Origin of the sequence: Streptomyces sp. NTH33, assembly GCF_003236365.1 — a bacterium.
Taxonomy (GTDB): domain Bacteria; phylum Actinomycetota; class Actinomycetes; order Streptomycetales; family Streptomycetaceae; genus Streptomyces.
On record NZ_POTZ01000058.1, the window covers coordinates 1 to 24188 of the forward strand.

At 69.7% G+C, this 24188-nt stretch carries 20 protein-coding genes and 3 pseudogenes; 6 read left to right on the plus strand and 17 right to left on the minus strand.

The window, feature by feature from the left end:
* Positions 1-368 precede the first annotated feature (368 nt).
* The 5 genes and pseudogenes from C1I97_RS08580 to C1I97_RS41260 all read right to left on the minus strand — a co-directional run.
* On the minus strand, positions 369-2054 hold the full coding sequence (locus tag C1I97_RS08580) for a ribonuclease J (RefSeq protein WP_111002626.1): 1686 nt from the start codon (positions 2052-2054) through the stop codon (positions 369-371).
* Between the two features lie 167 nt (positions 2055-2221).
* Positions 2222-3121, minus strand: coding sequence for a 4-hydroxy-tetrahydrodipicolinate synthase (gene dapA, locus C1I97_RS08585; RefSeq protein WP_111002627.1), 900 nt, complete (start codon positions 3119-3121; stop codon positions 2222-2224).
* A gap of 210 nt (positions 3122-3331) precedes the next feature.
* Positions 3332-3781: pseudogene (gene thyX, locus C1I97_RS41250) on the minus strand (FAD-dependent thymidylate synthase); the annotation flags it as partial.
* A 3-nt stretch (positions 3782-3784) separates the two neighbouring features.
* A pseudogene (locus tag C1I97_RS41255) lies at positions 3785-4711 on the minus strand (HNH endonuclease); the annotation flags it as partial.
* Positions 4691-4981 (minus strand): annotated as a pseudogene (locus C1I97_RS41260) (FAD-dependent thymidylate synthase); the annotation flags it as partial. The pseudogenes C1I97_RS41260 and C1I97_RS41255, both read right to left, overlap by 21 nt.
* Before the next feature lie 200 nt (positions 4982-5181).
* Between C1I97_RS41260 and C1I97_RS08595 the strand changes: the two are divergent.
* Positions 5182-5421: a hypothetical protein gene (locus tag C1I97_RS08595; RefSeq protein ID WP_111002629.1), complete on the plus strand. Its 240-nt coding sequence runs from the start codon at positions 5182-5184 to the stop codon at positions 5419-5421.
* Between the two features lie 90 nt (positions 5422-5511).
* The gene (locus C1I97_RS08600; RefSeq protein ID WP_111002630.1) at positions 5512-6066 is read left to right on the plus strand and encodes a PH domain-containing protein; all 555 of its coding nucleotides are present in this window, start codon (positions 5512-5514) and stop codon (positions 6064-6066) included.
* An 84-nt stretch (positions 6067-6150) separates the two neighbouring features.
* Here C1I97_RS08600 and C1I97_RS08605 read toward each other — a convergent pair whose 3' ends face one another.
* The 5 genes from C1I97_RS08605 to rpsO all read right to left on the minus strand — a co-directional run bounded on the left by C1I97_RS08605 (position 6151) and on the right by rpsO (position 11702).
* Positions 6151-6609: a hypothetical protein gene (locus tag C1I97_RS08605; protein ID WP_111002631.1), complete on the minus strand. Its 459-nt coding sequence runs from the start codon at positions 6607-6609 to the stop codon at positions 6151-6153.
* 31 nt (positions 6610-6640) lie between these two features.
* Positions 6641-7393 (minus strand): 4-hydroxy-tetrahydrodipicolinate reductase, encoded by a 753-nt coding sequence (gene dapB, locus C1I97_RS08610; RefSeq protein WP_111002632.1) that lies wholly within the window; start codon positions 7391-7393, stop codon positions 6641-6643.
* Between the two features lie 54 nt (positions 7394-7447).
* Complete coding sequence (locus tag C1I97_RS08615) at positions 7448-8827, minus strand: M16 family metallopeptidase (protein ID WP_111002633.1); 1380 nt, start codon at positions 8825-8827, stop codon at positions 7448-7450.
* Positions 8824-11043: a polyribonucleotide nucleotidyltransferase gene (locus C1I97_RS08620; RefSeq protein WP_111002634.1), complete on the minus strand. Its 2220-nt coding sequence runs from the start codon at positions 11041-11043 to the stop codon at positions 8824-8826. The genes C1I97_RS08615 and C1I97_RS08620 overlap by 4 nt, the downstream gene beginning before the upstream one ends.
* Positions 11044-11414: 371 nt before the next feature.
* Positions 11415-11702, minus strand: coding sequence for a 30S ribosomal protein S15 (gene rpsO, locus C1I97_RS08625; RefSeq protein ID WP_103811073.1), 288 nt, complete (start codon positions 11700-11702; stop codon positions 11415-11417).
* 285 nt (positions 11703-11987) lie between these two features.
* Here rpsO and C1I97_RS08630 point away from each other — a divergent pair, with 285 nt between their 5' ends.
* The gene (locus tag C1I97_RS08630; RefSeq protein WP_111002635.1) at positions 11988-12281 is read left to right on the plus strand and encodes a DUF397 domain-containing protein; all 294 of its coding nucleotides are present in this window, start codon (positions 11988-11990) and stop codon (positions 12279-12281) included.
* Between the two features lie 89 nt (positions 12282-12370).
* On the opposite strand, the gene eccD is transcribed toward C1I97_RS08630, so the two are convergent.
* On the minus strand, positions 12371-13879 hold the full coding sequence (gene eccD / locus C1I97_RS08635; RefSeq protein ID WP_111002643.1) for a type VII secretion integral membrane protein EccD: 1509 nt from the start codon (positions 13877-13879) through the stop codon (positions 12371-12373).
* 348 nt (positions 13880-14227) lie between these two features.
* Here eccD and eccCa point away from each other — a divergent pair, with 348 nt between their 5' ends.
* The 3 genes from eccCa to C1I97_RS08655 are packed head-to-tail and all read left to right on the plus strand — an operon-like array spanning position 14228 to position 19014.
* Positions 14228-18193 carry a type VII secretion protein EccCa gene (gene eccCa, locus C1I97_RS08645; protein ID WP_111002636.1) on the plus strand — a complete coding sequence of 1322 codons (3966 nt, stop codon included), beginning with the start codon at positions 14228-14230 and terminating at the stop codon, positions 18191-18193.
* Positions 18194-18196: 3 nt separating this feature from the next.
* Entirely contained in the window at positions 18197-18487 is a 291-nt protein-coding gene (locus C1I97_RS08650) for a hypothetical protein (protein WP_181446636.1), read from the plus strand.
* A 23-nt stretch (positions 18488-18510) separates the two neighbouring features.
* Positions 18511-19014, plus strand: coding sequence for a hypothetical protein (locus tag C1I97_RS08655; RefSeq protein ID WP_181446637.1), 504 nt, complete (start codon positions 18511-18513; stop codon positions 19012-19014).
* A gap of 81 nt (positions 19015-19095) precedes the next feature.
* On the opposite strand, the gene C1I97_RS08660 is transcribed toward C1I97_RS08655, so the two are convergent.
* The 6 genes from C1I97_RS08660 to C1I97_RS08685 form a co-directional block, all read right to left on the minus strand.
* Positions 19096-19395, minus strand: coding sequence for a WXG100 family type VII secretion target (locus C1I97_RS08660; RefSeq protein WP_111002638.1), 300 nt, complete (start codon positions 19393-19395; stop codon positions 19096-19098).
* 117 nt (positions 19396-19512) lie between these two features.
* Complete coding sequence (locus C1I97_RS08665; protein WP_111002639.1) at positions 19513-19854, minus strand: WXG100 family type VII secretion target; 342 nt, start codon at positions 19852-19854, stop codon at positions 19513-19515.
* 156 nt (positions 19855-20010) lie between these two features.
* Entirely contained in the window at positions 20011-21231 is a 1221-nt protein-coding gene (locus C1I97_RS08670) for a S8 family serine peptidase (RefSeq protein WP_258382481.1), read from the minus strand.
* Between the two features lie 98 nt (positions 21232-21329).
* On the minus strand, positions 21330-23069 hold the full coding sequence (locus C1I97_RS08675; protein ID WP_111002640.1) for a hypothetical protein: 1740 nt from the start codon (positions 23067-23069) through the stop codon (positions 21330-21332).
* A 2-nt stretch (positions 23070-23071) separates the two neighbouring features.
* The gene (locus C1I97_RS08680; protein WP_111002641.1) at positions 23072-23506 is read right to left on the minus strand and encodes a hypothetical protein; all 435 of its coding nucleotides are present in this window, start codon (positions 23504-23506) and stop codon (positions 23072-23074) included.
* 105 nt (positions 23507-23611) lie between these two features.
* Positions 23612-24013: a hypothetical protein gene (locus C1I97_RS08685; protein ID WP_111002642.1), complete on the minus strand. Its 402-nt coding sequence runs from the start codon at positions 24011-24013 to the stop codon at positions 23612-23614.
* Positions 24014-24188 lie beyond the last annotated feature (175 nt).

Genomic DNA, 24188 nt, shown 5'->3' on the forward strand with positions numbered 1-24188 from the left:
ATCCGGCCGGAGACGGGGCATCAACATATCTGGCGTTGATTTTTGGCACGCTGTTGAGTTCTCAAGGAACGGACGCTTCCTTCGTACTCACCCTCGCGGGCTTTCCTCCGGGCGCTTCCCTTCGGTGTTTCCGACTCTATCAGATCTTCCCGACCCGATTTCCTCGGCGCTTTCCGGGTTCCCGCTCTCGCGTTTCCCTTTCCGGCGGACCCGACTTTACCAGAGATTCTGAGTCGGATTTCCCGCCCCCTCCGGGAGTGTCCCTCGGAGCGCATGAAGCGTCCGGGTCCCCGTCCGGGCGGAGCCGTAAACGTACTGGAGCGGAGCGCCCCGATGCAAATCGGGGCGCTCCGCTGTCCGTTCGCGCGTCAGACCTCCACGACGACCGGCAGGATCATTGGCCGGCGCCGGTAGGTGTCCGAGACCCACTTGCCCAGCGTGCGGCGGATGAGCTGCTGCAGTTGATGGGGGTCCGCGATGCCCTCCTGGGCGGAGCGCTCCAGCACTTCCGCGATCTTCGGGACGACCCCGCCGAAGGCGGAGTCCTCGATGCCGGATCCGCGGGCCTGGATGTGCGGGCCGCCGGTGATCTTGCCGGTGGTGGAGTCGACCACCACGAAGACCGAGATGATGCCCTCGTCGCCGAGGATCTTGCGGTCCTTCAGCGCGGGCTCGCCGACGTCGCCGACCGAGAGGCCGTCGACGTAGACGTAGCCGGCCTGGACCTTGCCGGAGATCTTGGCCTTGCCCTCGACGAGGTCGACGGTGACGCCGTCCTCGGCGATGACGATCCGGTCGTGCGGTACTCCGGTGAGGGCGCCCAGCTCGGCGTTGGCGCGCAGGTGGCGCCATTCGCCGTGGACCGGCATCAGGTTCCTCGGGCGGCAGATGTTGTAGAAGTACAGCAGCTCGCCTGCCGAGGCGTGGCCCGAGACATGAACCTTGGCGTTGCCCTTGTGGACGACGTTGGCGCCCCAGCGGGTCAGGCCGTTGATGACGCGGTAGACCGCGTTCTCGTTGCCGGGGATCAGCGACGACGCAAGGATCACGGTGTCGCCCTCGACGATGCGGATCTGGTGGTCGCGGTTGGCCATCCGTGACAGGGCCGCCATGGGCTCGCCCTGCGAGCCGGTGCAGACCAGGACCACCTCGTGGTCGGGCAGGTCGTCGAGCGTCTTGACGTCGACCACGAGACCCGCCGGGACCTTGAGGTAGCCGAGGTCCCGGGCGATGCCCATGTTGCGGACCATGGAGCGGCCGACGAAGGCGACCCGGCGGCCGTACTCGTGGGCGGCGTCCAGGATCTGCTGGATGCGGTGGACGTGGCTGGCGAAGCTGGCGACGATGATCCGCTTGCGGGCGCCGGCGAAGACCTGGCGCAGGACGTTGGAGATGTCCCGCTCGGGCGGGACGAAGCCCGGCACCTCGGCGTTGGTGGAGTCCGCGAGGAGGAGGTCGATACCTTCCTCGCTCAGCCGTGCGAACGCGTGCAGGTCGGTCAGGCGGCTGTCCAGCGGCAGCTGGTCCATCTTGAAGTCGCCGGTGTGCACGACCATGCCGGCCGGGGTGCGGATGGCGACGGCCAGGGCGTCCGGGATGGAGTGGTTGACCGCGACGAACTCGCAGTCGAAGGGGCCGATGCGCTCCCGCTGTCCTTCCGCGACCTCGAGGGTGTACGGACGGATGCGGTGCTCCTGGAGCTTGGCCTCGATGAGGGCCAGGGTGAGCTTGGAGCCGATCAGGGGGATGTCCGGCTTCTCCCGCAGGAGATAGGGGACACCGCCGATGTGGTCCTCGTGGCCATGGGTGAGGACGATGCCCTCGATGTCGTCGAGACGGTCACGGATGGACGAGAAGTCCGGCAGGATCAGGTCGATTCCGGGCTGCTCCTCCTCGGGGAAGAGCACTCCGCAGTCGACGATCAGCAGGCGGCCGCCGTACTCGAAGACCGTCATGTTGCGGCCGATCTCGCCCAGGCCGCCGAGCGGGGTGACGCGCAGGCCGCCCTCGGCGAGCGGCGGGGGCGAGCCGAGTTCAGGATGCGGATGACTCAAAAGACTCTCCTCAACCACGCGCGCCACGTACCGGTGGGCACGTGGCGCGCGTGACGTTCGTGCAGAAGCAGTTGTCGTTGTGGGGTGCGGGCACCGGTGTCCCGCTTATTCAGTTGTGAAGTCCTTGGTGGATCTCCGCTCGCGCGGGGTGGCGCGAAGTCTCGTTGTCAGAGCTGTACCCCGCCGGCGGCAAGATCGATCTTGAGCTGCTCGGTCTCCTCGGGCGTGAGCCCGATCATGGGGAGCCGCAGCGGCCCGCCGGGCAGGCCCTGGAGGGCGAGCGCGGCCTTGGTGGTCATGACGCCCTGGGTGCGGAACATGCCGGTGTAGACCGGGAGCAGCTTCTGGTGGATCTCGGTGGCCTTCTGGACGTCGCCGGACGTGTACGCCTCGACGAGGGCGCGCAGGTCCGGGGTGACGACGTGGCCGACGACGGAGACGAAACCGACGGCGCCCACGGAGAGCAGGGGCAGGTTGAGCATGTCGTCGCCGGAGTACCAGGCGAGGCCGGAGCGGGCGATGGCCCAGCTGGCGCGGCCGAGGTCGCCCTTGGCGTCCTTGTTGGCGACGATCCGCGGGTGCTCGGCGAGGCGAACGATCGTCTCGGTGTTGATCGGGACGCCGCTGCGGCCGGGGATGTCGTAGAGCATGACCGGCAGGCCGGTCGCGTCGGCGATGGCCTTGAAGTGCCGGTACAGGCCGTCCTGCGGGGGCTTGTTGTAGTACGGCGTGACGGTCAGCAGGCCGTGCGCGCCGGCCTGCTCGGCGGCGCGGGCGAGCTCGATGCTGTGACGGGTGTCGTTGGTGCCGACGCCGGCCACGATGTGGGCGCGGTCTCCGACCGCTTCCAGGACCGCGCGGACCAGGTCCGCTTTCTCCGCATCGCTGGTGGTGGGGGACTCGCCGGTGGTGCCGTTGACGATCAGGCCGTCGTTGCCTGCGTCCACCAGGTGGGCGGCGAGCCGCTGCGCGCCGTCGAGGTCGAGTGCGCCGTCCGCCGTGAAGGGCGTGACCATGGCGGTGAGGACCCGCCCGAAGGGGGTCTGCGGAGTCGAGGTCGGAGCCATGGGTTACACGCTACTCGTTGCTCGGTGCGGAGGCTGCCCTAGGGGTTGCGACCGGTCGCGACGCGGTGGAGCCCGGCACTGCCTGCTCGGGGGTTCAGGCAGTGCCGGGTCCGTTTGACCAGGCTAGATGAATTTCCACAAAGGCCGCAATACGGACACTTCGCGAGGCTGATCCGTACACCCGTACCTGGGCGAACGGGCGGTTGTCGGCTACGGCGCGACCCGGCCGTTGGCGTTGAAGGCGGCGTAGGTCAGCGGCATGAGCTTCGCCCACTCGGCCTCCATCCTCTCGCCGACCATCTCGATCTCCCGCTGCGGGAAGGAGGGCACCCTGGCCAGCTCGTGCTGGGTGCGCAGGCCGAGGAAGTGCATCAGCGAGCGGGCGTTGCAGGTGGCGTACATCGACGAGAACAGACCGACCGGCAGGACCGAACGGGCCACCTCGCGGGCGACACCGGCCGCCAGCATCTGCTGGTAGGCCTCGTACGCCTCCCGGTAGGAGTCCTCCATGACCTGGCCGACCAGTTCCTGCTGGGCCTGCGTGCCCTCGACGAACCGGTACTTGCCCGGACGTCCCTCCTGCACGAGCTTGCGGGACTCGTCGGGGACGTAGAAAACCGGCTGGAGTTCCCTGTACCGGCCTGACTCCTCGTTGTAGGAGTTGTGCACGACGATGCCGTTCGCGAGGAAGTTGTGCCAGGGACCCTCGACGGAGAGGTCGTACGTCATCTCCTCACCGTTGTCCTCGATGGCGGTGATCACGTCCGGAACGGCCTTGGCGATCTTGCCGCCACGCTGAGCCAGTGCCTGTTCGTCCGCACTCTTCGCCGTGTGGCAGGGTTCGCAGGCCGGAGCGAGGTTCTTCTCGTCGAGAGCCCGGGTCAGATCGCCCGCCACCGGGACGACATGGTCGAGGGCGAGCTGTTCACGGGGGAAGTCCTGCCCGCAGAGGTGACAGGCGTCGGTCTCCTTGATCAACCGCTGCCGCTGCATGGCGGTCCACACACCGATGCCGCGCCGCAGACTGGGCGGGACAAGCGCCTGGGAGGGACGCGGGGCCGTGCCCGCAGCCATGACCGCATCACCGACCGCGAGCTCGCCCGCCTTGCGCCAGCCCTCGGGGGTGAATACCGCGTGATCGACCGTGCAGCGGAGCGTTCTCCCTGTCGCCGTGGTTACCTTGATCAGGGGTTTCACGCCGGACTGGATCACGTCGACGATCCTGGCCCGCTGCGCGAGAAGGGTCTCCTCGTCGTAACAGCGCACGTGGTTGCGCCGGACGGACTCGAGTGTGCGGAGACGGGTGCTCGGGTGCTGCTCGCGGAATTCGACGACGGCGGACTCGGCCGCCTCACGGTTCTCGTAAAGGCCGAGATAGTGGTTGGTTCCGCCGCGTCGCACTTGCGCCATCCACTTGCCGGCCCGGCTGTGCCAGGTCACGCCGCCGGCGGAGTGCGGGAGCCGGTCCTCGACACCCATGTGCCAGAGCTTGTGGAGCTCGGCGATGGTACGCCGCCGCAGATGGCCACCCTCGCTCTCGAGGGTGATCTCTGTGTCACCTGCGATGCACCAGCCGACGCGGTGCCTCATGAACTCGCGGAAGACGAAGATCGGGGCGCTGATGAAGAACGTCATCGAGTTGTGCTCGAAGGGGCTGCCGTGGCGGTCCCGCATCAGGAAGTTGATCAGGCCCTTGGAACGCTCGGGGTCCTTGTTCAGCTCGTCCAGGGACTGCTCGCCGACGGTCGAGACACGGGCCGCGAACAGCACGTCGGCGTCCGACGCGGTGTGCTTGACCAGCTCAACGGTGACATCGCTGCGGAAACTGGGTTTCAGGTCGTCGGCGGGGGTGTCGGTCACGGCTCGGAGGGTCCCTTCCTTCACGTCTCTCGTGCGGCGCCCACTCTACGGGCCGCCTCTGACATCGGGGCGTTCGGTGCCGGGACGCGACATCTTCGGCGAAGAACTGTGATTTCGGGGAACCGGGCACCTTTTGGGACACTCGGTCGTCCGTATGGGTGAGACATCCCAGTTCGACCCCGAAAGGAGCCGTACCCTCGATGCCACGTCGGCGCGAGCCCGTCCCGTTCGCCTTTGTCGCCGAAGCCGACAGGTTCCGCAGCAATGTCACTCCCCCGCCCCCCGAGCCCGCGTCCGCCGGCCGGATAGCCGGGCGGTGTCTGCTGGGCCTGACGATCGTCGCGGCGCTGATGGGTTCCCTGGTCCTGGGGATGCCCGCGTTGACCATCACCCACTCCCCCGCCGAGACACAGCAGTCCCAGGTGTCCCACGGGCGCTGAGTCTCCCTCGGCCCCCCACCGGTGGTGGGCATGGACACGTACGGATAACCTCACGGCACAGCTCTTGCGTGGATTGAGTGAGGACCAGCCGTGCCCCTGCCCTTCCTGACGGCCGACCGCGCGTTCGACGCAGCGGAGGATGTCGCGCTGCCGTTCGACGACCGCGAGCGCTGGCGGCGCCCCTACCGGCCCGGACCGTGCCGGGTGGGGGCGGCCGCCCTCCTGCTGCTGTTCGCCTCGTTCATGCTGCTCGCGGGGGTCGTGACCGCGCTCACCTCCACACTGTCCTCCGCCGGTGTCTGCTTCGGCCTCGCCCTGGCCGTGATCGCCGGCGCGCTGCGGCTGCTGCGCATGGGTGTGTGGGTCAGCGCACGCGGGCTGCGCCATGTGAGCCTCCTCGTCACCCGTACGACGCCCTGGGCTCAGGTGGCGGGGGTACGGACCGTGCAGCAGCCGGTGCGCTGGCTGGGCCTGCCGCGCACGGTGCAGGGGCAGGCGCTGGTGCTCAGCCGCAGGGGCCGTGGGTCGCAGGACCTGCCGCCGCTGCTGACCACCCACAACGCCGACTTCCTGGGCCGTCTGGCGGCGTTCGACCGGGCCGCGGACTCGGTGGAGGCCTGGGCGGAGGAGAACAGGGGCCGCTGAGGCCCGGCCGACGGCATGCCGGTGGGCCCGGTCCGCGGAGGTGCGGATCGGGCCCATCGCGGTATGCACGGGGTGCGCCGGGCGTCAGGCGGCCCCGAGCGGCCGCTTGCCGTCGTGCAGGGCGATCGCCCGCTGCATCGCCTTGCGGGCGCGCGGGGTGTCGCGGGCGTCGTGGTAGGCGACGGCGAGGCGGAACCAGGTGCGCCAGTCGTCGGGGGCCGCCTCCGTCTCGGCCTTGCGCCGGGCGAAGGCCTCGTCGGCCGAGTCACGGTCGACGCGTCCGCTGGGCGTGCGCTTCAGGTCGTCGACGGGCAGGCCCCCTTCGGCGTCGAGCTCGGCGGCGAGCTGGTTGGCCCGGCGGACGAACTGGGTGTTCTTCCACAGGAACCACAGGCCGATCACCGGCAGGATCAGTACGGCGATCCCGAAGGCGACGGTCACGGGCGTGCCGGACTGGATGAGCAGGACGCCGCGGCTGCCGACCAGGACGAAGTAGAAGACCAGGACGGCGGCCGTGACGAGGTAGGTGATCTTCGCGCGCATGAGGGGCTCGGGCTTCGGTTTCGCTCAGGGCTCAGTTGAGGTCGAGGAAGTGTTCCAGGCCGAAGGTCAGGCCCGGAGTGGTCACCACGCGGCGCGCACCGAGCAGGATGCCCGGCATGAAGCTGCTGTGGTGGAGCGAGTCGTGGCGGATGGTGAGTGTCTCGCCCTCGCCGCCCAGCAGGACCTCCTGGTGGGCGAGCAGTCCGCGCAGACGCACGGCGTGGACGGGTACGCCGTCGACGTCGGCGCCGCGGGCGCCGTCCAGGGCGGTGGCGGTGGCGTCCGGCGCGGGGGCCGAGCCGGCCTTGGCGCGGGCCTCGGCGATGAGCTGGGCGGTGCGGGTGGCGGTGCCGGAGGGGGCGTCGACCTTGTTCGGGTGGTGCAGCTCGACGACCTCGACGGACTCGAAGTACGGCGCGGCGATCTGCGCGAACTTCATGGTGAGCACGGCGCCGATGGAGAAGTTCGGGGCGATGAGCACACCCGTTCGAGGGGACTGGGCGAGCCAGTCCTTCAGCTGGGCGAGGCGCTCGTCGGTCCAGCCGGTGGTGCCGACGACGGCGTGGATGCCGTGCCGTACGCAGAAGTCGAGGTTGTCCATGACCGAGGCGGGGGTGGTCAGCTCGACCGCCACCTGGGCGCCGGTCTCGGCGAGGGTCTCCAGCTGGTCGCCCCGGCCGAGGGCGGCGACCAGTTCCATGTCCTCGGCGGCCTCGACCGCCCGTACCGCCTCGGACCCGATCCGGCCCTTGGCACCGAGGACCGCCACGCGCAGCTTGCTCATCTCTTGCTTCCTTACGACCAGGGGTTGACCGGAGGGTTGTACGGCCTCGAGCGGTCAGGCGACCGCGTCGTGCAGGCGCGCGGCCTGCTTGTCCTTGAGCGGGCCGATGACCGACAGCGACGGGCGCTGTCCCAGGATGTCCCGGGCGACCTCGCGGACCTCGTCCGGCGTGACCGCCGCCATCCTGGCCAGCATGTCGTCGACGGAGATCTGCTCGCCCCAGCACAGTTCACTCTTGCCGATACGGTTCATCAGCGCACCCGTGTCCTCCAGGCCGAGGACGGTGGAGCCCTGGAGCTGGCCGATGGCGCGGCCGATCTCGTCGTCGGTCAGGCCGTTGTGGGCGACGTGGTCGAGTTCGTCGCGGCAGATCCGCAGGACGTCGTGCACCTGGCTCGGGCGGCAGCCGGCGTAGACGCCGAACAGGCCGCAGTCGGCGAAGCCGGAGGTGTAGGAGTACACGCTGTAGGCCAGGCCTCGCTTCTCCCGGACCTCCTGGAACAGGCGGGAGGACATGCCGCCGCCGAGGGCGGTGTTCAGTACGCCGAGGGCCCAGCGGCGGTCGTCGGTGCGGGCGAGGCCCGGCATGCCGAGGACGACGTGGGCCTGCTCCGTCCTGCGGCTTTGCAGCTCGACCCGGCCCGCGGTGCGCAGGGTGCGGCGGCCGTCGCGCGGGGCGACGGGGTCGGCCTGGCCGTTTCCGAAGGCGCCGGCCTTCTCGAAGGCGGCTCGGACCTGGCGTACGACCTTGGCGTGGTCGATGTTGCCGGCGCAGGCGACGACCAGGTGGGTGGGGTCGTAGTGCTTCCTGTAGAAGCGGCGGATGCTGTCGGCGGTGAGGGCGTTGACCGTGTCGACGGTGCCGAGGACGGGGCGGCCGAGGGGGCTGTCGCCGAACATGGTGTGCGCGAACAGGTCGTGCACGCAGTCGCCGGGGTCGTCCTCGGTCATGGCGATCTCTTCGAGGATCGCGCCGCGCTCGACGTCGACGTCCTCCTCGAGGATCAGCGAGCCGGTGAGCATGTCGCAGACGACGTCGATGGCGAGCGGCAGGTCGGTGTCGAGCACGCGCGCGTAGTAACACGTGTACTCCTTCGCCGTGAACGCGTTCATCTCGCCGCCGACGGCGTCGAGGGCGGCGGAGATGTCCAGTGCGGACCGGCGGGAGGTGCCCTTGAAGAGCAGGTGCTCCAGGTAGTGGGTGGCGCCGTTCAGGGTCGGGGTCTCGTCGCGGGAGCCGACGTGCGCCCAGATGCCGAAGGTGGCGGAGCGCACGGAGGGCAGGGTCTCGGTGACGATGCGCAGTCCGCCGGGGAGGGTGGTCCTGCGGACCGTGCCGATGCCGTTGGTGCCCTTGATGAGGGTTTGGGTACGGGCGACGGCCCGCGCCTCCGAGGAGGTGCGGGCCGTCGCCTTGAAGCCACGGGACGTCACTTGTCGGCGTCGTCCTTCTTGTCGTCGCCGTCTTCCTCGCCCTCGACCACGGGGACGAGGGAGAGCTTGCCGCGGGAGTCGATCTCGGCGATCTCGACCTGGACCTTCTGGCCCACGCCGAGCACGTCCTCGACGTTCTCCACGCGCTTGCCGCCGGCCAGCTTGCGGATCTGCGAGATGTGCAGCAGACCGTCCTTGCCGGGGAGCAGGGAGACGAACGCGCCGAAGGTGGTCGTCTTCACGACCGTACCGAGGTAGCGCTCGCCGACCTCGGGCATCGTCGGGTTGGCGATGCCGTTGATCGTGGCGCGGGCGGCCTCGGCGGACGGGCCGTCGGCGGCGCCGATGTAGATGGTGCCGTCGTCCTCGATGGTGATCTCGGCGCCCGTGTCCTCCTGGATCTGGTTGATCATCTTGCCCTTGGGGCCGATGACCTCGCCGATCTTGTCGACCGGGATCTTGACGGTGATGATCCGCGGCGCGTTCGGGGACATCTCGTCCGGCCTGTCGATCGCTTCCATCATCACGTCGAGGATGTGGAGGCGGGCGTCGCGGGCCTGCTTGAGGGCCGCGGCCAGCACGGAGGCCGGGATGCCGTCCAGCTTGGTGTCGAGCTGGAGGGCGGTGACGAACTCCTTGGTGCCGGCGACCTTGAAGTCCATGTCGCCGAAGGCGTCCTCGGCACCGAGGATGTCGGTCAGCGTGACGTAGTGCGTCTCGCCGTCGATCTCCTGGGAGATCAGGCCCATGGCGATGCCGGCGACGGGGGCCTTGAGCGGCACACCGGCGTTCAGCAGCGACATGGTGGAGGCGCAGACCGAGCCCATGGAGGTCGAGCCGTTGGACCCGAGGGCCTCGGAGACCTGACGGATCGCGTAGGGGAACTCCTCGCGCGCGGGCAGCACCGGCACCAGCGCGCGCTCGGCGAGGGCGCCGTGGCCGATCTCGCGGCGCTTGGGGGAGCCGACGCGGCCGGTCTCACCGGTGGAGTACGGCGGGAAGTTGTAGTTGTGCATGTAGCGCTTGCGGGTCACCGGGGAGAGGGTGTCCAGCTGCTGCTCCATGCGGAGCATGTTGAGGGTGGTGACGCCCAGGATCTGGGTCTCGCCACGCTCGAACAGCGCGGAGCCGTGCACCCGCGGGATGGCCTCGACCTCGGCGGCCAGGGTGCGGATGTCGGTGACACCGCGGCCGTCGATGCGCTTCTTCTCCTTGATGACGCGCTCGCGGACCAGGGTCTTGGTCAGCGAGCGGTACGCGGCGGAGATCTCCTTCTCGCGGCCCTCGAACTCGGGCAGCAGCTTCTCGGCGGCCAGCCCCTTGACGCGGTCCAGCTCCGTCTCGCGCTCCTGCTTGCCGGCGATGGTGAGCGCCTGGGCGAGCTCGGGGCGGACGGCGGCGGTGAGCGCCTCCAGGACGTCGTCCTGGTAGTCGAGGAAGATCGGGAACTCGCCGGTCGGCTTGGCGGCCTTGGCGGCGAGGTCCGACTGGGCGCGGCACAGCACCTTGATGAAGGGCTTCGCGGCCTCCAGTCCGGCGGCGACGACCTCCTCGGTGGGGGCCTCGGCGCCGCCCTCGACCAGCTTGACGGTCTTCTCGGTGGCCTCGGCCTCGACCATCATGATCGCGACGTCGCCGTCCTCCAGGGCGCGGCCGGCGACCACCATGTCGAAGACGGCGTCCTCGAGCTCGGTGTGCGTCGGGAACGCGACCCACTGACCGCGGATCAGCGCGACGCGGACGCCGCCGATCGGGCCGGAGAAGGGCAGGCCGGCCAGCTGCGTGGACGCGGACGCGGCGTTGATCGCCACGACGTCGTACAGGTGGTCGGGGTTGAGCGCCATGACCGTGCAGACGACCTGGATCTCGTTGCGCAGGCCCTTCTTGAAGGACGGGCGCAGCGGGCGGTCGATCAGGCGGCAGGTGAGGATCGCGTCCTCGGACGGCCGGCCCTCGCGGCGGAAGAAGGAACCGGGGATCTTCCCGGCCGCGTACATGCGCTCCTCGACGTCGACCGTCAGCGGGAAGAAGTCGAGCTGGTCCTTGGGCTGCTTGGAGGCGGTGGTGGCCGACAGCACCATGGTGTCGTCGTCCAGGTACGCCACGGCGGAGCCGGCGGCCTGCCTGGCCAGGCGGCCCGTCTCGAAGCGGATGGTGCGGGTGCCGAAGGAGCCGTTGTCGATCACGGCTTCGGCGTAGTGGGTCTCGTTCTCCACTAGTGTTTTCTCCTCGTCCTCGTCCCTCTCGCCCGTGTGGCGGGGGACGGTGGCGGAGAAGCGCTCCGTCTGGTGCGGGCCGGTCTTCGATCGAAGCACCCGGGATCCTTCCCCCGGGGGCCACTACCGAGGACCGGCGGCGGGGTGCGCTTCTCCTCGTTCGTCGGGCGTGATGAGGTCGTACCCCTTACGGGCGGGCCGTATCACGCGGCGTCATACGTCGTGCGTCGCGCTGTGCGCGTTGTGCTCTGTGCGTTCTGCTACCACACTACAAAGCGGCAGTGACAGTCCGCACGTTTCCCTGGGTACGTCCCTGCGTACGGCAAAGGGAGCGGCCCCTGTCCTACGGGAACCGCTCCCTTCACGGCGTCTTACCTGGCGCCCGCCGCACCACGGCGGATGCCGAGGCGGTCGACCAGCGCACGGAAGCGCTGGATGTCCTTCTTGGCGAGGTACTGCAGCAGGCGACGGCGCTGACCGACCAGGATCAGCAGACCACGGCGGGAGTGGTGGTCGTGCTTGTGGGTCTTGAGGTGCTCGGTCAGGTCGGAGATCCGACGGGAGAGCAGAGCGACCTGGACCTCGGGGGAGCCGGTGTCACCCTCCTTGGTACCGAACTCGGCGATGATCTGCTTCTTCGTGGCGGCGTCGAGCGACACGGGTACTCCTCATGGTCTGTGGGTTGCCACCGAGTGCCCCCGGTCTTCTTCTCGGGGGAGCTTCCGTTACTCGGGAGGCGGGGATCCGCTGGGCGCGGCCTCCAGGGCCTGCAGGGTCACCTGCGGATGGCGTCCGGGGGTGCGTACACAAACGGCCGCCAGTCAGAGTACCAGGCCGGGGCGGGCCCTTTTGCCGCGGTCCGGCAGGCGTTCCTGGTGGGGAGGGGCCGGCCACTAGGGTGAGCGCCGACACCGTAGGGACACGTCTGGAAGGGGTCGCCGCGCATGGCGGAGACGGAAGCGGAGATCAAGGCACGCAAGGAGCGGGAGCGCGACGAGCTGTACGCCCTCGACATCTCGGGTGTGGAGTGGCACTGCGCGCCGGGCACGGAGGAGCACGAGGAGCGCGTCGAGATCGCCTACCTTCCCGACGGCGCCGTGGCCATGCGTTCCTCCCTCGACCCCGACACGGTGCTCCGCTACACGGAGGCGGAGTGGCGGGCGTTCGTCCTGGGCGCCCGGGACGGGGAGTTCGACCTGGAGCCGGCGCCGCGCGACGGAGGTCCGGCGCAGGAGTGAGGAGCGCGCGGAGGTGACGGGGGGCGGCACGCGCGCGTGCCGCCCCCCGTCACCTCTTGTCGCGGCCCGGCTCGTCCGCGGCCGGGGACTCAGCCGGTCATCGCGCGCACTGCCGTGTACACGTCGAACACGGCCAGGGCCAGCGGCACCAGGGTGAGCAGGACGAAGCTTTCCGCGATCTCCAGGAAGCGGCCCCAGAAAGGGGTGACGCCGCGGCGCGGAGTGATCAGGCCGATGGCGGTGACCAGGGCGGCGGCCGCGCCGACGGCGGCCACGAGCCAGACGCTGCGGATGTCGAGGGCGGTGGTGTCGCCCTGCAGCGCGTCGCGCACGTACGCCACGGGCGGGTGCAGCGCGAGGCCGACGCCGAGGAAGGCGAGGGCGGTCAGGCCCGCGGCCAGGGTGGCGGCGACCTGGGCGGTGTAGCGGAACAGGCCGGCGCGCATGAGCATCGCCACTCCGGTCGCGAACGCCAGGAGCTGGGCCCAGACGTTGCTGGAGAAGCCGAGGACGACCGACGCGCCCACCGAGACGAGCGCACAGCCGCCGACGAGGCCGACGAGCAGTTCGTGGCCGCGGCGGGCCTGCGCCGCGATGCGCTCGGCGTCCACGGGCTCGTGCGCGTTCGGCTCGTCCTCCGAGTAGGCGCCGCGCGAGGGGGCGGGCGCGTCGAAGCCGATGGGCAGCCGTGCGAAGCGCACGGACAGTCCGGGCAGGAAGGCCAGCGCGCCCACGGCGAGCGGGGCGCAGACGGCGGCCGTCTCGATGGGCCCGAGGCCGGTGAGGATCCCGATGAACGTGGTGATCATCCCGACTGCCGAGGCGAAGACGAACGCCACGAAGGGGCCGTCACCTCCCGGCGAGACCAGGGTGAGCACGACGGAGGCGAGCAGGACCGCCGCGCAGGCGAGCAGGAACTGGAGCCTTCCGATGCCCTGCCCGTCGGCGAGCGGCAGCAGACCGGATCCCGCCACGGCGATGTTCGGCAGTGCGCCCAGGCCCAGGGCGACCGCGGAGCCCCGGTCGTCGTACACCCGCGCGCGTACGCACGCGATGGCGGTCAGGAGCACTCCCGTGACGGCGGCGAGGACGCCCTGAAGGCTGTGCATGTCGTGGCGGATCTGCGAGCTCCAGGCCACGAACGCCAGCAGCGCGGGCAGGACGCCGCCCGCGACGAGGCCGGCCGCCCGCGTCAGCTCGCCGTTCCACAGCGCCCGGTCGCGGGTGACGGCGGAGGCCACCGCCTCGGAGACGTCGTCGAAGACGGCGGGCGGCAGCGACTCGGCGAACGGGCGCAGGGTGAGCAGCTCTCCGTCGAGGATGCGCTGCGCCGTGAAGGAGCGGGAGCCGTCGAGAACGGTGCCGTCGCGGCGCACGAGGTGGTACCCCACAGGCGCGCCCTCGGCGGGGCTCTGCCGGGCGAGCCGCAGGATCTCCGGGTACAGGTCCGCGACCGGTACGTCGTCGGGCAACGCCACGTCGATGCGGCTGTCGGGCGCCACGATCGTGACCCGGCAGAAGCCGAACCCGGTGCCCGCCCCGGAAGGGGCTCCGGTGCCCGGTCCGGCGTTCGTCCCGGCTGACACGGAGGCCGTCATGCTCACCTGCTGCTCCCCCTCGTTGGTGGTGGGGCCGGCCGGCACACCGCCGCGCACGCCCGACCGTGAAAATCATGTGTACGTTCCGGTGGGAGTTCGTGCGGCGCCTGACTCACTGCCGGGGTCGGCTGCGCCGCCTCATCCGGAAGGTGCCGGAGACACTCGCTTCGAACGTCGTGAATGACCCGATTTCATCAGGGCGGCCCGCAACCGCTCACACGTCTCACCCGGCACCCTACCGCCCACCGGTGCCGGCGGTTGTCAGTAGGATCGCGGTTCGCGATCGGCGTCCGCCCGACACGGGGCGGCGGACGGAACTCCTCGGTCGGGCAAGGGAATCGGTGCGCAGTGAGCCATATCGTCGTCAAGCGTCCGCCGCGGGCACTGCCGAAGGACGTACCCACGGACGAGATCGTGCTGCAGCCCCCGCCGGAACTGCCGCGCGGGCAGCAGGAAGGTGCCCTGATGCAGCTCCTGCCCATGCTCGGCATGGGCGGTTCGGTGGTGTTCTTCTTCAACCCGCAGGCCCAGCCCTTCATGAAGATCATGGGGATGGTGATGATTGCCTCCACCATCGCCATGGGCGTCTCCATGCTGGTCCGTTACCGCCGCGGCAACCAGGGGCAGATGGCCGACATCCGCCGCGACTACCTGCGGTACCTGTCGCAGACCCGGCGCACGGCCCTGGACGCCGCGCGAGCCCAGCGCGACGCCCAGTACTACCTGCACCCCTCACCCGAACAGCTGTGGGCGCTGGTCGCCGAGGGCAGCAGGGTGTGGGAGAGGCGCACCGGCGACGAGGATTTCGGGCAGGTGCGCGTGGGTCTCGGCCCGCAGGCCCTGGCCGCTCCCCTCGTCCCGCCGGAGACCGCTCCCGTGGACCAGCTGGAGCCGCTGACCGCGGGGGCGATGCAGCGTTTCCTCGCCGCCCACAGCACGCTCGAGGACCTGCCCATGGCGGTCTCGCTGCGCGCCTTCTACCACGTGACGGTCAGCGGCGAGCCGACGACCGTACACGGCATGACCCGTGCCCTCGTCGGCTCCCTCGTCTCGCTGCACTCCCCCGAGGACATGCTCGTCGCCGTCGCCGCCCACCGGGACGCCGCACCGGAATGGGAGTGGGCCAAGTGGCTGCCGCACAGCCAGGCCCCGGGCGTCGCGGACGGCGCGGGCAGCCGGCGTCTGATCACGACCGACCCGGTGGAGCTGGAGGACCTGCTCAGCACTCGCCTCCAGGGCCGGCCGCGCTTCCACCCGGGGGGACCCCCCGTTCCCGAGCAGCCGCATCTGGTGATCGTGCTCGACGGCGTCTCCCTGCCGCCCACGTCCCTGCTGGCCGCCCCCGAGGGTCTGCAGGGAGTGACGGTCCTGGAGGTCGTGCCCGGAGAGCTCGCCTCCGGGCGCGGGGACCTCTCCGTCGTGGTGCGTCCGGACGAGCTGCGGCTGGAGTCCGCCCACGGCATGGTCTACGAGGGGGCGCCGGACGTCCTGTCGTACGAGGCCGTGGAGGCGCTGGCCCGGCAACTGGCGCCGCTGCGGGTCGCGTCGGGCGGGGACGACGACGAACCGCTGCTCGCCAACCTGGAGTTCACCGACCTGCTGAACCTGGGCGACGCGGCCTCCGTCGACCCCAAGCGCACCTGGCGGCCGCGTGCGCAGGCCGAGAGGCTGCGGGTACCGATCGGTGTCGGCGAGGGCGGCCGGCCCGTGATGCTCGACCTCAAGGAAGCGGCCCAGGAGGGCATGGGCCCGCACGGCCTGTGCGTGGGTGCGACCGGTTCCGGCAAGTCGGAGCTGCTGCGCACCCTGGTCCTCGGCCTGGCCGTGACCCACTCCTCCGAGACGCTCAACTTCGTTCTCGCCGACTTCAAGGGCGGTGCGACGTTCGCGGGCATGGCCCAGATGCCGCACGTCGCGGCCGTCATCACCAACCTCGCCGACGACCTCACGCTCGTCGACCGCATGGGCGACTCGATCCGCGGTGAGCTCAACCGCCGCCAGGAGATGCTCCGCGACGCGGGCAACTACGCCAACATCCACGACTACGAGAAGGCGCGCGCGGCCGGCGCACCGCTTCAGCCGATCCCCTCACTCGTCCTGGTGATCGACGAGTTCAGTGAACTGCTGACGGCGAAGCCGGACTTCATCGACATGTTCGTCCAGATCGGCCGCATCGGCCGGTCGCTGGGCGTGCACCTGCTGCTCGCCTCGCAGCGACTGGAGGAGGGCAGGCTGCGCGGGCTGGAGACCTACCTGTCGTACCGGATCGGTCTGCGCACGTTCTCCGCCGCCGAGTCGCGGGCGGCCCTCGGTGTCCCGGACGCCTACGAGCTGCCGAACGTCCCGGGCTCCGGCTTCCTGAAGTTCGGCACCGACGAGATGGTGCGTTTCAAGGCCGCGTACGTCTCCGGCGTGTACCGCACGAGTTCCGAGCAGGCGGCCGCGCTCGGCGGGCCGCTCCCGGTCGACCGCAGGCCGGTGCTGTTCACGGCGGCCGAGGTCCCGGTGCAGTACGTGCCGGTGCCGCGGCAGCGTGAGGAGCCGAAGCGCGACGAGAAGGACGACGCGCTCGCGGACACCGTGCTCGACGTGGTCGTGCGACGGCTGGAGGCCCAGGGCCCGGCCGCGCACCAGGTGTGGCTGCCCCCGCTGGACAGCCCGCCGTCGCTCGACTCGCTGCTGCCCGGGCTCGCCCCGGTGCCCGGCCGCGGCCTGACCCAGCCGGGTCACGAGGGCGCGGGCCGGCTGGTCGTCCCGGTCGGCATCGTCGACAAACCCTACGAGCAGCGGCGGGACCCGCTCTGGGTCGACTTCGGGGGCGCGGCCGGGCACATGCAGATCCTCGGCGGTCCGCAGTCCGGCAAGTCGACGCTGGCACGCTCCTTGATCGCGTCGTTCGCCCTGACCCACACCCCGCACGAGGTGCAGTTCTACGGGCTGGACTTCGGTGGCGGCGGCATGTCCGCCGTCGCGGGCCTGCCGCACGTGGGCGGCGTGGCCTCGCGACTGGACCCGGAGAAGGTACGGCGCACGGCCGCCGAGGTGTACGGCGTGCTGACCCGGCGCGAGGAGTACTTCCGCACCGCGGGCATCTCCTCCATCGCCGAGTTCCGCAGCCGCCGTGCCCGGGGCGACATCTCGGTCGCCGACCAGCCGTGGGGCGACGTGTTCCTGGTGATCGACGGCTGGGGCAACTTCCGCACGGACTACGAGGCACTGGAGCCGCTGGTCCTCGACATCGCGGCCCGCGGCCTCGGTTACGGCATCCATCTGGTCCTCACCGCCTCGCGGTCGATGGAGGTCCGTTCGAACCTGAAGGACCACTTGATGAACCGCCTGGAGCTGCGGCTGGGCGACCCCATGGACTCCGAGTTCGACCGCAAGGTCGCGGCCAACGTGCCGACGGGCGTGCCGGGGCGCGGCCAGACGCCGCAGAAACAGCACTTCATGGCGGCGGTCCCGCGGATCGACGGCCTGTCCTCCGACACGGACCTGGCGGATGCGACGACGGCCCTGACGGCCGAGGTGACGCGCCACTGGGAGCAGCCCGGCGCGCCCGAGGTCCGTCTGCTGCCGCGCCGGTTCTCCGCCGCCCAGCTGCCGCCGGGCGACCGGTTCCCGGACCGGGGCGTCTCCTTCGCCCTGGACGAGGACAACCTCGAGCCGGTGTTCGTGGACTTCGACCAGGACCCGTTCTTCCTCGTCTTCGGCGAGAGCGAGTCCGGCAAGTCGAACCTGCTGAAGCTGCTCATCAAGGGCATCACGGAGCGCTGTCCCGGCGACTCCTGCAAGCTGTTCGTGATCGACAACCGCCGTTCGCTGCTCGGGGTGACCCCGTCCTCGCACCTGGCGGAGTACGTTCCCATGTCGAACCAGATGCAGCACCACATGGACGCGCTGGCCGACCTGATGCAGCGCCGCACACCGACCTCGGACGTCACGCCCGAGCAGCTGCGCGACCGCAGCTGGTGGAGCGGCCCCACGGTGTACGTGGTCGTCGACGACTACGACCTGGTCGCCACGTCGAGCGGCAACCCGCTGTCCGTCCTGACGGAGATGCTGCCCTTCGCCCGGGACGTCGGTGTCCGCTTCGTCATCGCCCGCTCCACGGCGGGCGCGAGCCGCTCCGGCTACGAGGCCTTCATGCAGCGCATCAAGGAACTCGGCGCCCAGGGTGTGGTCCTCGCGGGCGACCCGGGCGAGGGGGACCTGCTCGGCGGCGTACGGCCGCGTCCGATGCCGGCGGGCCGGGGCGTGTTCGTGTCGCGGCGGCAGGGGCGGCCGTTGGTGCAGGTGGGGTTGGTGGACGATTGAGACATGACACGTCGGCCCCGGGCCGGCTTCACTCACCAGGCTGATGGCGTGTTCATGCCCGTCTGCGGGCGGCACGCGCCTCACGGCTTCGTGCCGCTGGTCGACGAGGAGAACGCCCGCCAGAACGGTCAGGTGTCCACCGCGAGGGAGAACCAGTTGCAGGCGCTCACCGACTTGTGGATGAAGGCCGACCCGGACCATACCGGCAACAACAGGTACACGCTCACTTCCGAGATCAGCGGTGCGGCGTTCGACGGCAATGGACGGGCCCAGGGACTGGCGGGCGACCAGTGACCGTACGACGCGCCGCTGCCCTCATGACCATGCTTCTCATCGGCACCGCAGGCTGCACCGACTCGCATGACCTGGCGGTCCCCGACGACGTGTGCGGCGTGACCGTCGGCACGGACCGCCTGGCCCCTTTCCTGCCGAGTGGCGACGAGGTCGCACAGCGCTCCTACGACGCCGGCCCGGAGAGCCCGCGCTGCCGTGTCTCGGTGGACAAGAAGCTGGTCGTCCACCTCTCGGGGGACATCGTCTCCACGGACACGGACCCCATCAAGGTGCAGGGCCGGGCTCTGACGCGGCTCGGCGACCCTGCTCCCGCCGACAACATCGGCGACGACGCCAGAATCGCCGACAACGGAGCCATGGCGGTGGCGCGCTGCACCTACCAGGGCGAGCAGCGCAAGTTCGTCGCGCTGGTGCAACTCCAGAAGGAGATCCCAAAGGAGAGGCCGGAGCGGCGCGACGCGCTGGAGGACTTCCTTCGGGCGTACTTCCCGAAGGCCATGGAGAAGCTCGGCTGCCAGGGAAGCTGACGTCACGGTTCCCAGGCCACACGGTGGGGGGTGGGCGCCTCCCGTGCGCGCCCACCCCGGGGTACCTCCGAGCCGCCGTTCCTAGAGGAAGTAGCTGGCGGCCTGCTTGTCACCCTCCTTGTAGTCACCGCCGGCCGTGCGCACGACCCTGCTGATGCCGGTCAGAGCGGTGTGGATGTCGTTGGCGTCCTTGTCCCACCTCCGCAGCTTCTCGTCGAAGCCGCTCTGGGCCTCGCCCTCCCAGTACTGCAGGCTCTTCACGACCATCTGCTTGAGCTCGTCCAGGTCCTCCTTGAGCGTCTGCGCCTCGTTGCTGATCGTGGTGGCCGCCGTCTCGAGCGCGCTGTAGGAAACGCTCATTCCCTCGGCGTTGTTGACCATGTCCGACTGCCTCGTCTCGTTCGTGTGTGTCTGATGGGTACCGGTCGGCCGGCCGGTACCCTGAAGCCGATTGTCCGGAGCCGACCCCCTGGAGCCGACTCCCTGAAGCCGCCCGTCTCAGTACGAGCTGAAGGGGGAAGTCGTGGGGGCGCCGTCGCGGACGTCGATCTTGTTCACCTCCGCGCGCACGGCGTCTTCCTTGGTGTCCTTGATGTTGCGCGTCTTCGTCATCGACTCGATGACCTCGGTGAGAGTCCGGCCGATGCCCACCAGGGACTCGTTGATATTGCGCTGCTTCTGGTCGAACGCGGCCCGGCCGATGCCCTGCCACTGCCCCTCGAGGCCGTCGATGACCTGCTGCAGCCCGTGCACACGCTTCCGGATGCCTTCGAACTTCGCGAACATGTCGTTCTGCAGCTTGATTACCGGGTCGTCTACGAGTTTCTGCTTGTCAGCCATGACCTGCAGGTCCTTCCTCTGTCTGTTGTCCGGTCCAACTGTGTCGGCTCACCGGCCGGGGGGCGGTGAGCACGCGTGCGGTGCCTTTCAGCACGGTCTTTGTCGAGCCCTGTCCGACGGGCTCGCGATGCCTGCGGCTCGGGCTGGTCGGCGTCCTCATCCGGCGCGGCGCGCCCGCAGGACGGCGAAGCCCCCGCCGCCGATGACGACGGCTGCCGCGGCGGCGCCCAGCGCGATCCAGAGTGTGTTGCTGTCGTTCGACGGTTCCGCACCTGATCCTGCAGCCGAGGTCTCGCCGTCTGAAGCGTTCCTGGCGGGTTGTGACGAGGCTGATGCAGGAGTGGACGGCTTGCCCTCGCCCGCGGTCTCTTCGCCGTCCTCCGCCGCGAGGGGGTTGACGTTCGCGGGGCCGGCGTCGTAGGCGGGGTTTTCGAGGACCTTACGGGGGCGGACGGCTCCGTAGCCGACGTACATGCTGGGATAGCCCTTCGACTTGGTGCGGCCTGCCGTGTCGATGAGGGCCCGCAGGACTTGGTTCGCTGTCCAGTTCGGGTGAGCGGACCAGATCAGGGCCGCCGAGGCGGACGTCAGTGAGGCGGCCGCAGCTGTGCCACCTCCGTCCTTGCAGTACTGCTGGAACTTCGTGTCGCACCACCGCGGCATGTCCACTCCGGGGGCGGCCAAGTCGACGTAGTTGCCGTACTGGGAGGACTTGGACACCGTTCCGGTTTCGTCAAGCGCGGACACCCCTACCACATGCCTGTAAGCAGCCGGGAACTGCGGTTTGTTTCCTTCCTTGGCGTTGTCGCCGACCCCCGCGATCATCAACACGCCCTTCTTCACCGCATAGTCGAACGCCACATCGCCGACCAACTGAGTGCCGATCACGTACTGGTTGCCGATGGTGAAGTCGATGATGTCCGCGTCACTGTCAACGGCGGCCTTGACGGCAGTGGCCAAAGGGTAGTTGGGGTCGGGAAGCTCGTCGTGCTTGATGGGCGGCACACGAATCGGGATGATCTTCGCTCCGGGGGCAAGGCCTTTGATCCCGCCTCCCTTGCCAGTGCCGGCGATCAGTTCCGCCGCCGTCGTGCCCTGCCCGGTGGTGTCATCCGTGTCAGTCACACTGCCCGTGGCAAGTCCGTCCTTGACCAGGGCATCGACGCCCGTGAGGACCTGCCCGCGCAACGACGGGGTGTCCGCGTGGACCCCGGTGCCGATGACCGCGACCTTGATGCCCTCTCCGTCACTGGCCTTCCATATCTTCTCGGCCTGCATCGGCCCCAAGTACCACTGCTGGGACTGGGCGTCGTACGCAGCGGCGTTCGGGGCGAATCCCAGCCCCGCAGCGGCCAGGGCTCCGACGACCGCGCCCACAGCACGCGCTCGCCGCCCGCAACGTGTCCTGAGGAGCGCAGCCCGCTCGGCTCGTCGGCTGGTCCCTGACTTCATGGGTTGTGTGTCCTCGCTCGCGCTCAGTTGACGACCGGCGGCACATCACGCCGCGGTGTGGTGGGCAGGTGCGTCTCTTCGTCCTCGACCAGGTAGTCGGGGCGCTGCGACCGCTCGGTGCTGCGCCGGCCTTCGGGCTTCCCCTGATCGCCCGGCCCGCGAACCAGGCCGGCACCTCCTCGTGTCATGCCGTTCCGCTCGGTGCGGACGGCGGAATTGCGTGCGGTCGGCCTGCCCGTCACGGCCTCGGCTGCCGTGCCGCCGCGAGAGCCGCTCATGCCCGCGGTGGGCCGTCTCGCCGGCTCAGGTACGCCGAAGACACCACGCTGTCCCGGCCGACTCGCAACAGTCCGTGAGCTGGCCGCTCCCTCGGCCCCGACGACTGTGCCTCGAGGAATCCTCGCCCCGCCCTTCGCCGGCGTTCCGGCAGCAGACGTGGGGCGACCCCCCACCACGCCGTTCGCGCGTCCGGCACCAGTGGTCGGGCCGGCACCGGCTCGTGGCGCCGCCGGACCACCGGCCTGCGGGGTGCCGCCCATGACGCCCCCGCCCATCCGGGGCGGTTTCCCCCCGGACGTGGGACCCTTGGCGGTCGACTGGCCAGTCGATGCGGCACGGCCCATCTGGTTCATGGGACCTTGGCCCCGCGCGGACGCGGGGGTCCGGGCGCTTCCGGCTCCGCTTACCCCCTTACCCGGCATGCCATTGGGAACCGGGGTTCCGTAACTGGGACCGAAGGTATTGATCGGGCCTCCACCTGGGGTACCCGTAACCGGTGAGGTGTGGCCAGTCGCAGGTGTGGTCGAGGCCGGGGGCAGCGTGCCGACGCTGTCGATGTCCGTCCCCGTATTCGTTCCGACGGACACATCGGGATGCGATGCGCTTCCCGGGACATGTGGCATGGGTGCCGTAGTGTCGACCGGGCTGTGCCCAACGGCGTGATCGACCGGAGCACCCGGGGCATGGTGGCCCGGCACCGCATGCGGTCCGGTAGCCGTGGTCACGCTCGGTGCTGAGCGCCCGGAAGGATGGGAGGCCACCGGCGCGGGTGGGGGCACCCCGACGTCGGGCATGTCCTTGAACTCGGGAGCCTTGCTCTGCCAGTCCTTCAACTGCTCCGTCGACACCGAGTAGTACGACGACAACCGGTTCATCTGGTTGATCGCCTCTTGGCGGTGCTTCTCCACCTGAACGGCCGCCGTGTACGCGTCGTTGCTGCCGACCTGCTCGGCCATGGAAAAGTCCTTGGGGGCCTTCCGGTCCGTGCGCTGGTCGCGAGGAGGCATGGCCCTGCGCACGGACGCCAGCCCCATGGCAGCAGCCGTGATCTGATCGCCTGCCCCTCCGGCGAAGTCACTCAGCGCGTGTGTGCTGATGACGAGCGAACGCCCCCATGTGCGGAAGGCCTCGCCGGATTCTCCGACCCAGTGGACGTTCTCGATATGGCCGCTGAGTTCCGTGGCAGCAACCTTGATGGCGTCACGCGCGTCCCACAACGCCTTGCCGGAGGACTCCAGATCCTCCGGATTCGTCTGTTCGACCAGGTCGAGCATCCGGTTGAGGTCGTAGGTCTCGAAGCTCGTACGGCCGTGCATGGCCTTCCCGTACGGGGTGGCCTCGACCACCGAACGCATGGGGTTGAAGAAGAGGTCGCCGAAGAGCCCACCACCGCCAGGCCGTTCCTCAACGCCACGGGCGAAGTCCGTGAAAGAGTTCTGCTGAGAAACCCGGTCCAGGTCTGACGTGTGCTTGTTGTCAGTCATCGTCAGAAGTCCGCCGTCTCCGTACGGTGTTCGCGCTCATCCGCCGGCTGAAGCGCCCTGATCTCCGCCTGAATCTCCCAGAAACGCCGCCGCTGCTCCTCTTCGAGGTTGCCGAAGCCCCGATGCGCGCCCTGAACCGCGATGCCGATCGCCTCGATCTGCAGATGCAGGGTCCTGGAGAGGCTGGTGAGCTTGTCGTGGACGGCGTGGTACTGCTCGTACAAGCCGTGCGCCTCGGAGAAGACGCCACCACCGCTGCTCAGCGACGCGCGGTGGATGGTCTGCGCGCTCACCCGCTTCGGGTTGCCGGCCGACGACTCCAGGTCGCGCAGAACCGCGTCCACTCGCTTCATGAACGTGGTCAGCGCCTCACCGCCGGCCTCCAGATTCACCGCCCTGGCAGCCGACGCGCCTCCCACCATGTCCGCCGGTAGCACGGCGCACCTCCCCGTTTCCCCGTGTACGCATCGACTGAGGCCGGCCCGTCGCTCTCCGTACGATCGCAAAGCAGGCCGCACCTCACAACGCGTTGACCACTCTAGTCAACCGGCACATCCCGACCCAACCACGCTTTGCCTCAAAACACCCTCAACACCCCAGTGGACAAAGCGGTTTGCATAGGTCTGCCAAGCAGCTCTCATCGAGCTTGCACACGTAAGGATGATGCTCACGGCGACAACACGCCCGCTGTCGCTCACCGTTGAATGATCGAGATGTGCGAGAGTTCCGTTGTCGGCGACGGCCATGAGCCGGAAACCCCGGAAGAGCATCACGGCGGCCATGGAGAAGAAGAGCAGGCGGGCGACGACGAAGGCCGCGTCCGGGACGTCCGGAGCGGACGGGTTGAGCGCTTCGCGCCAGGCTCGCACGCGGTCCGCCCTGACGCAGCCGGCCTCTGCCGGCACGGCCGTCAGGACGAAGCTGATGACGATCACCTTCGTCATGACGCACCGTCCACGCGCCCACGTCGGCGTCGTGCGTCCCGTACCGCCACAGCCGTTCCGCTCAGGCCCGCCACCAGGACCAGGCCGGCGACCGTCACGTAGGTGCCCAGGCGCTGGTTGCGTTCGTCGGGGGTTTCGCCGAAGTGCAGGGGGGTCACCGAGGGGGCCTCGGCGC

Excerpts from the sequence above, each read along its gene's own strand:
- dapA (WP_111002627.1), bottom strand. The coding sequence starts at position 3,121 with ATGGCTCCGACCTCGACTCCGCAGACCCCCTTCGGGCGGGTCCTCACC.
- C1I97_RS08595 (WP_111002629.1), top strand. The coding sequence starts at position 5,182 with ATGCCACGTCGGCGCGAGCCCGTCCCGTTCGCCTTTGTCGCCGAAGCC.
- C1I97_RS08605 (WP_111002631.1), bottom strand. The coding sequence starts at position 6,609 with ATGCGCGCGAAGATCACCTACCTCGTCACGGCCGCCGTCCTGGTCTTC.
- dapB (WP_111002632.1), bottom strand. The coding sequence starts at position 7,393 with ATGAGCAAGCTGCGCGTGGCGGTCCTCGGTGCCAAGGGCCGGATCGGG.
- C1I97_RS08630 (WP_111002635.1), top strand. The coding sequence starts at position 11,988 with ATGGCGGAGACGGAAGCGGAGATCAAGGCACGCAAGGAGCGGGAGCGC.
- eccD (WP_111002643.1), bottom strand. The coding sequence starts at position 13,879 with ATGACGGCCTCCGTGTCAGCCGGGACGAACGCCGGACCGGGCACCGGA.
- C1I97_RS08650 (WP_181446636.1), top strand. The coding sequence starts at position 18,197 with ATGACACGTCGGCCCCGGGCCGGCTTCACTCACCAGGCTGATGGCGTG.
- C1I97_RS08655 (WP_181446637.1), top strand. The coding sequence starts at position 18,511 with ATGACCATGCTTCTCATCGGCACCGCAGGCTGCACCGACTCGCATGAC.
- C1I97_RS08660 (WP_111002638.1), bottom strand. The coding sequence starts at position 19,395 with ATGGTCAACAACGCCGAGGGAATGAGCGTTTCCTACAGCGCGCTCGAG.
- C1I97_RS08665 (WP_111002639.1), bottom strand. The coding sequence starts at position 19,854 with ATGGCTGACAAGCAGAAACTCGTAGACGACCCGGTAATCAAGCTGCAG.
- C1I97_RS08675 (WP_111002640.1), bottom strand. The coding sequence starts at position 23,069 with ATGACTGACAACAAGCACACGTCAGACCTGGACCGGGTTTCTCAGCAG.
- C1I97_RS08685 (WP_111002642.1), bottom strand. The coding sequence starts at position 24,013 with ATGACGAAGGTGATCGTCATCAGCTTCGTCCTGACGGCCGTGCCGGCA.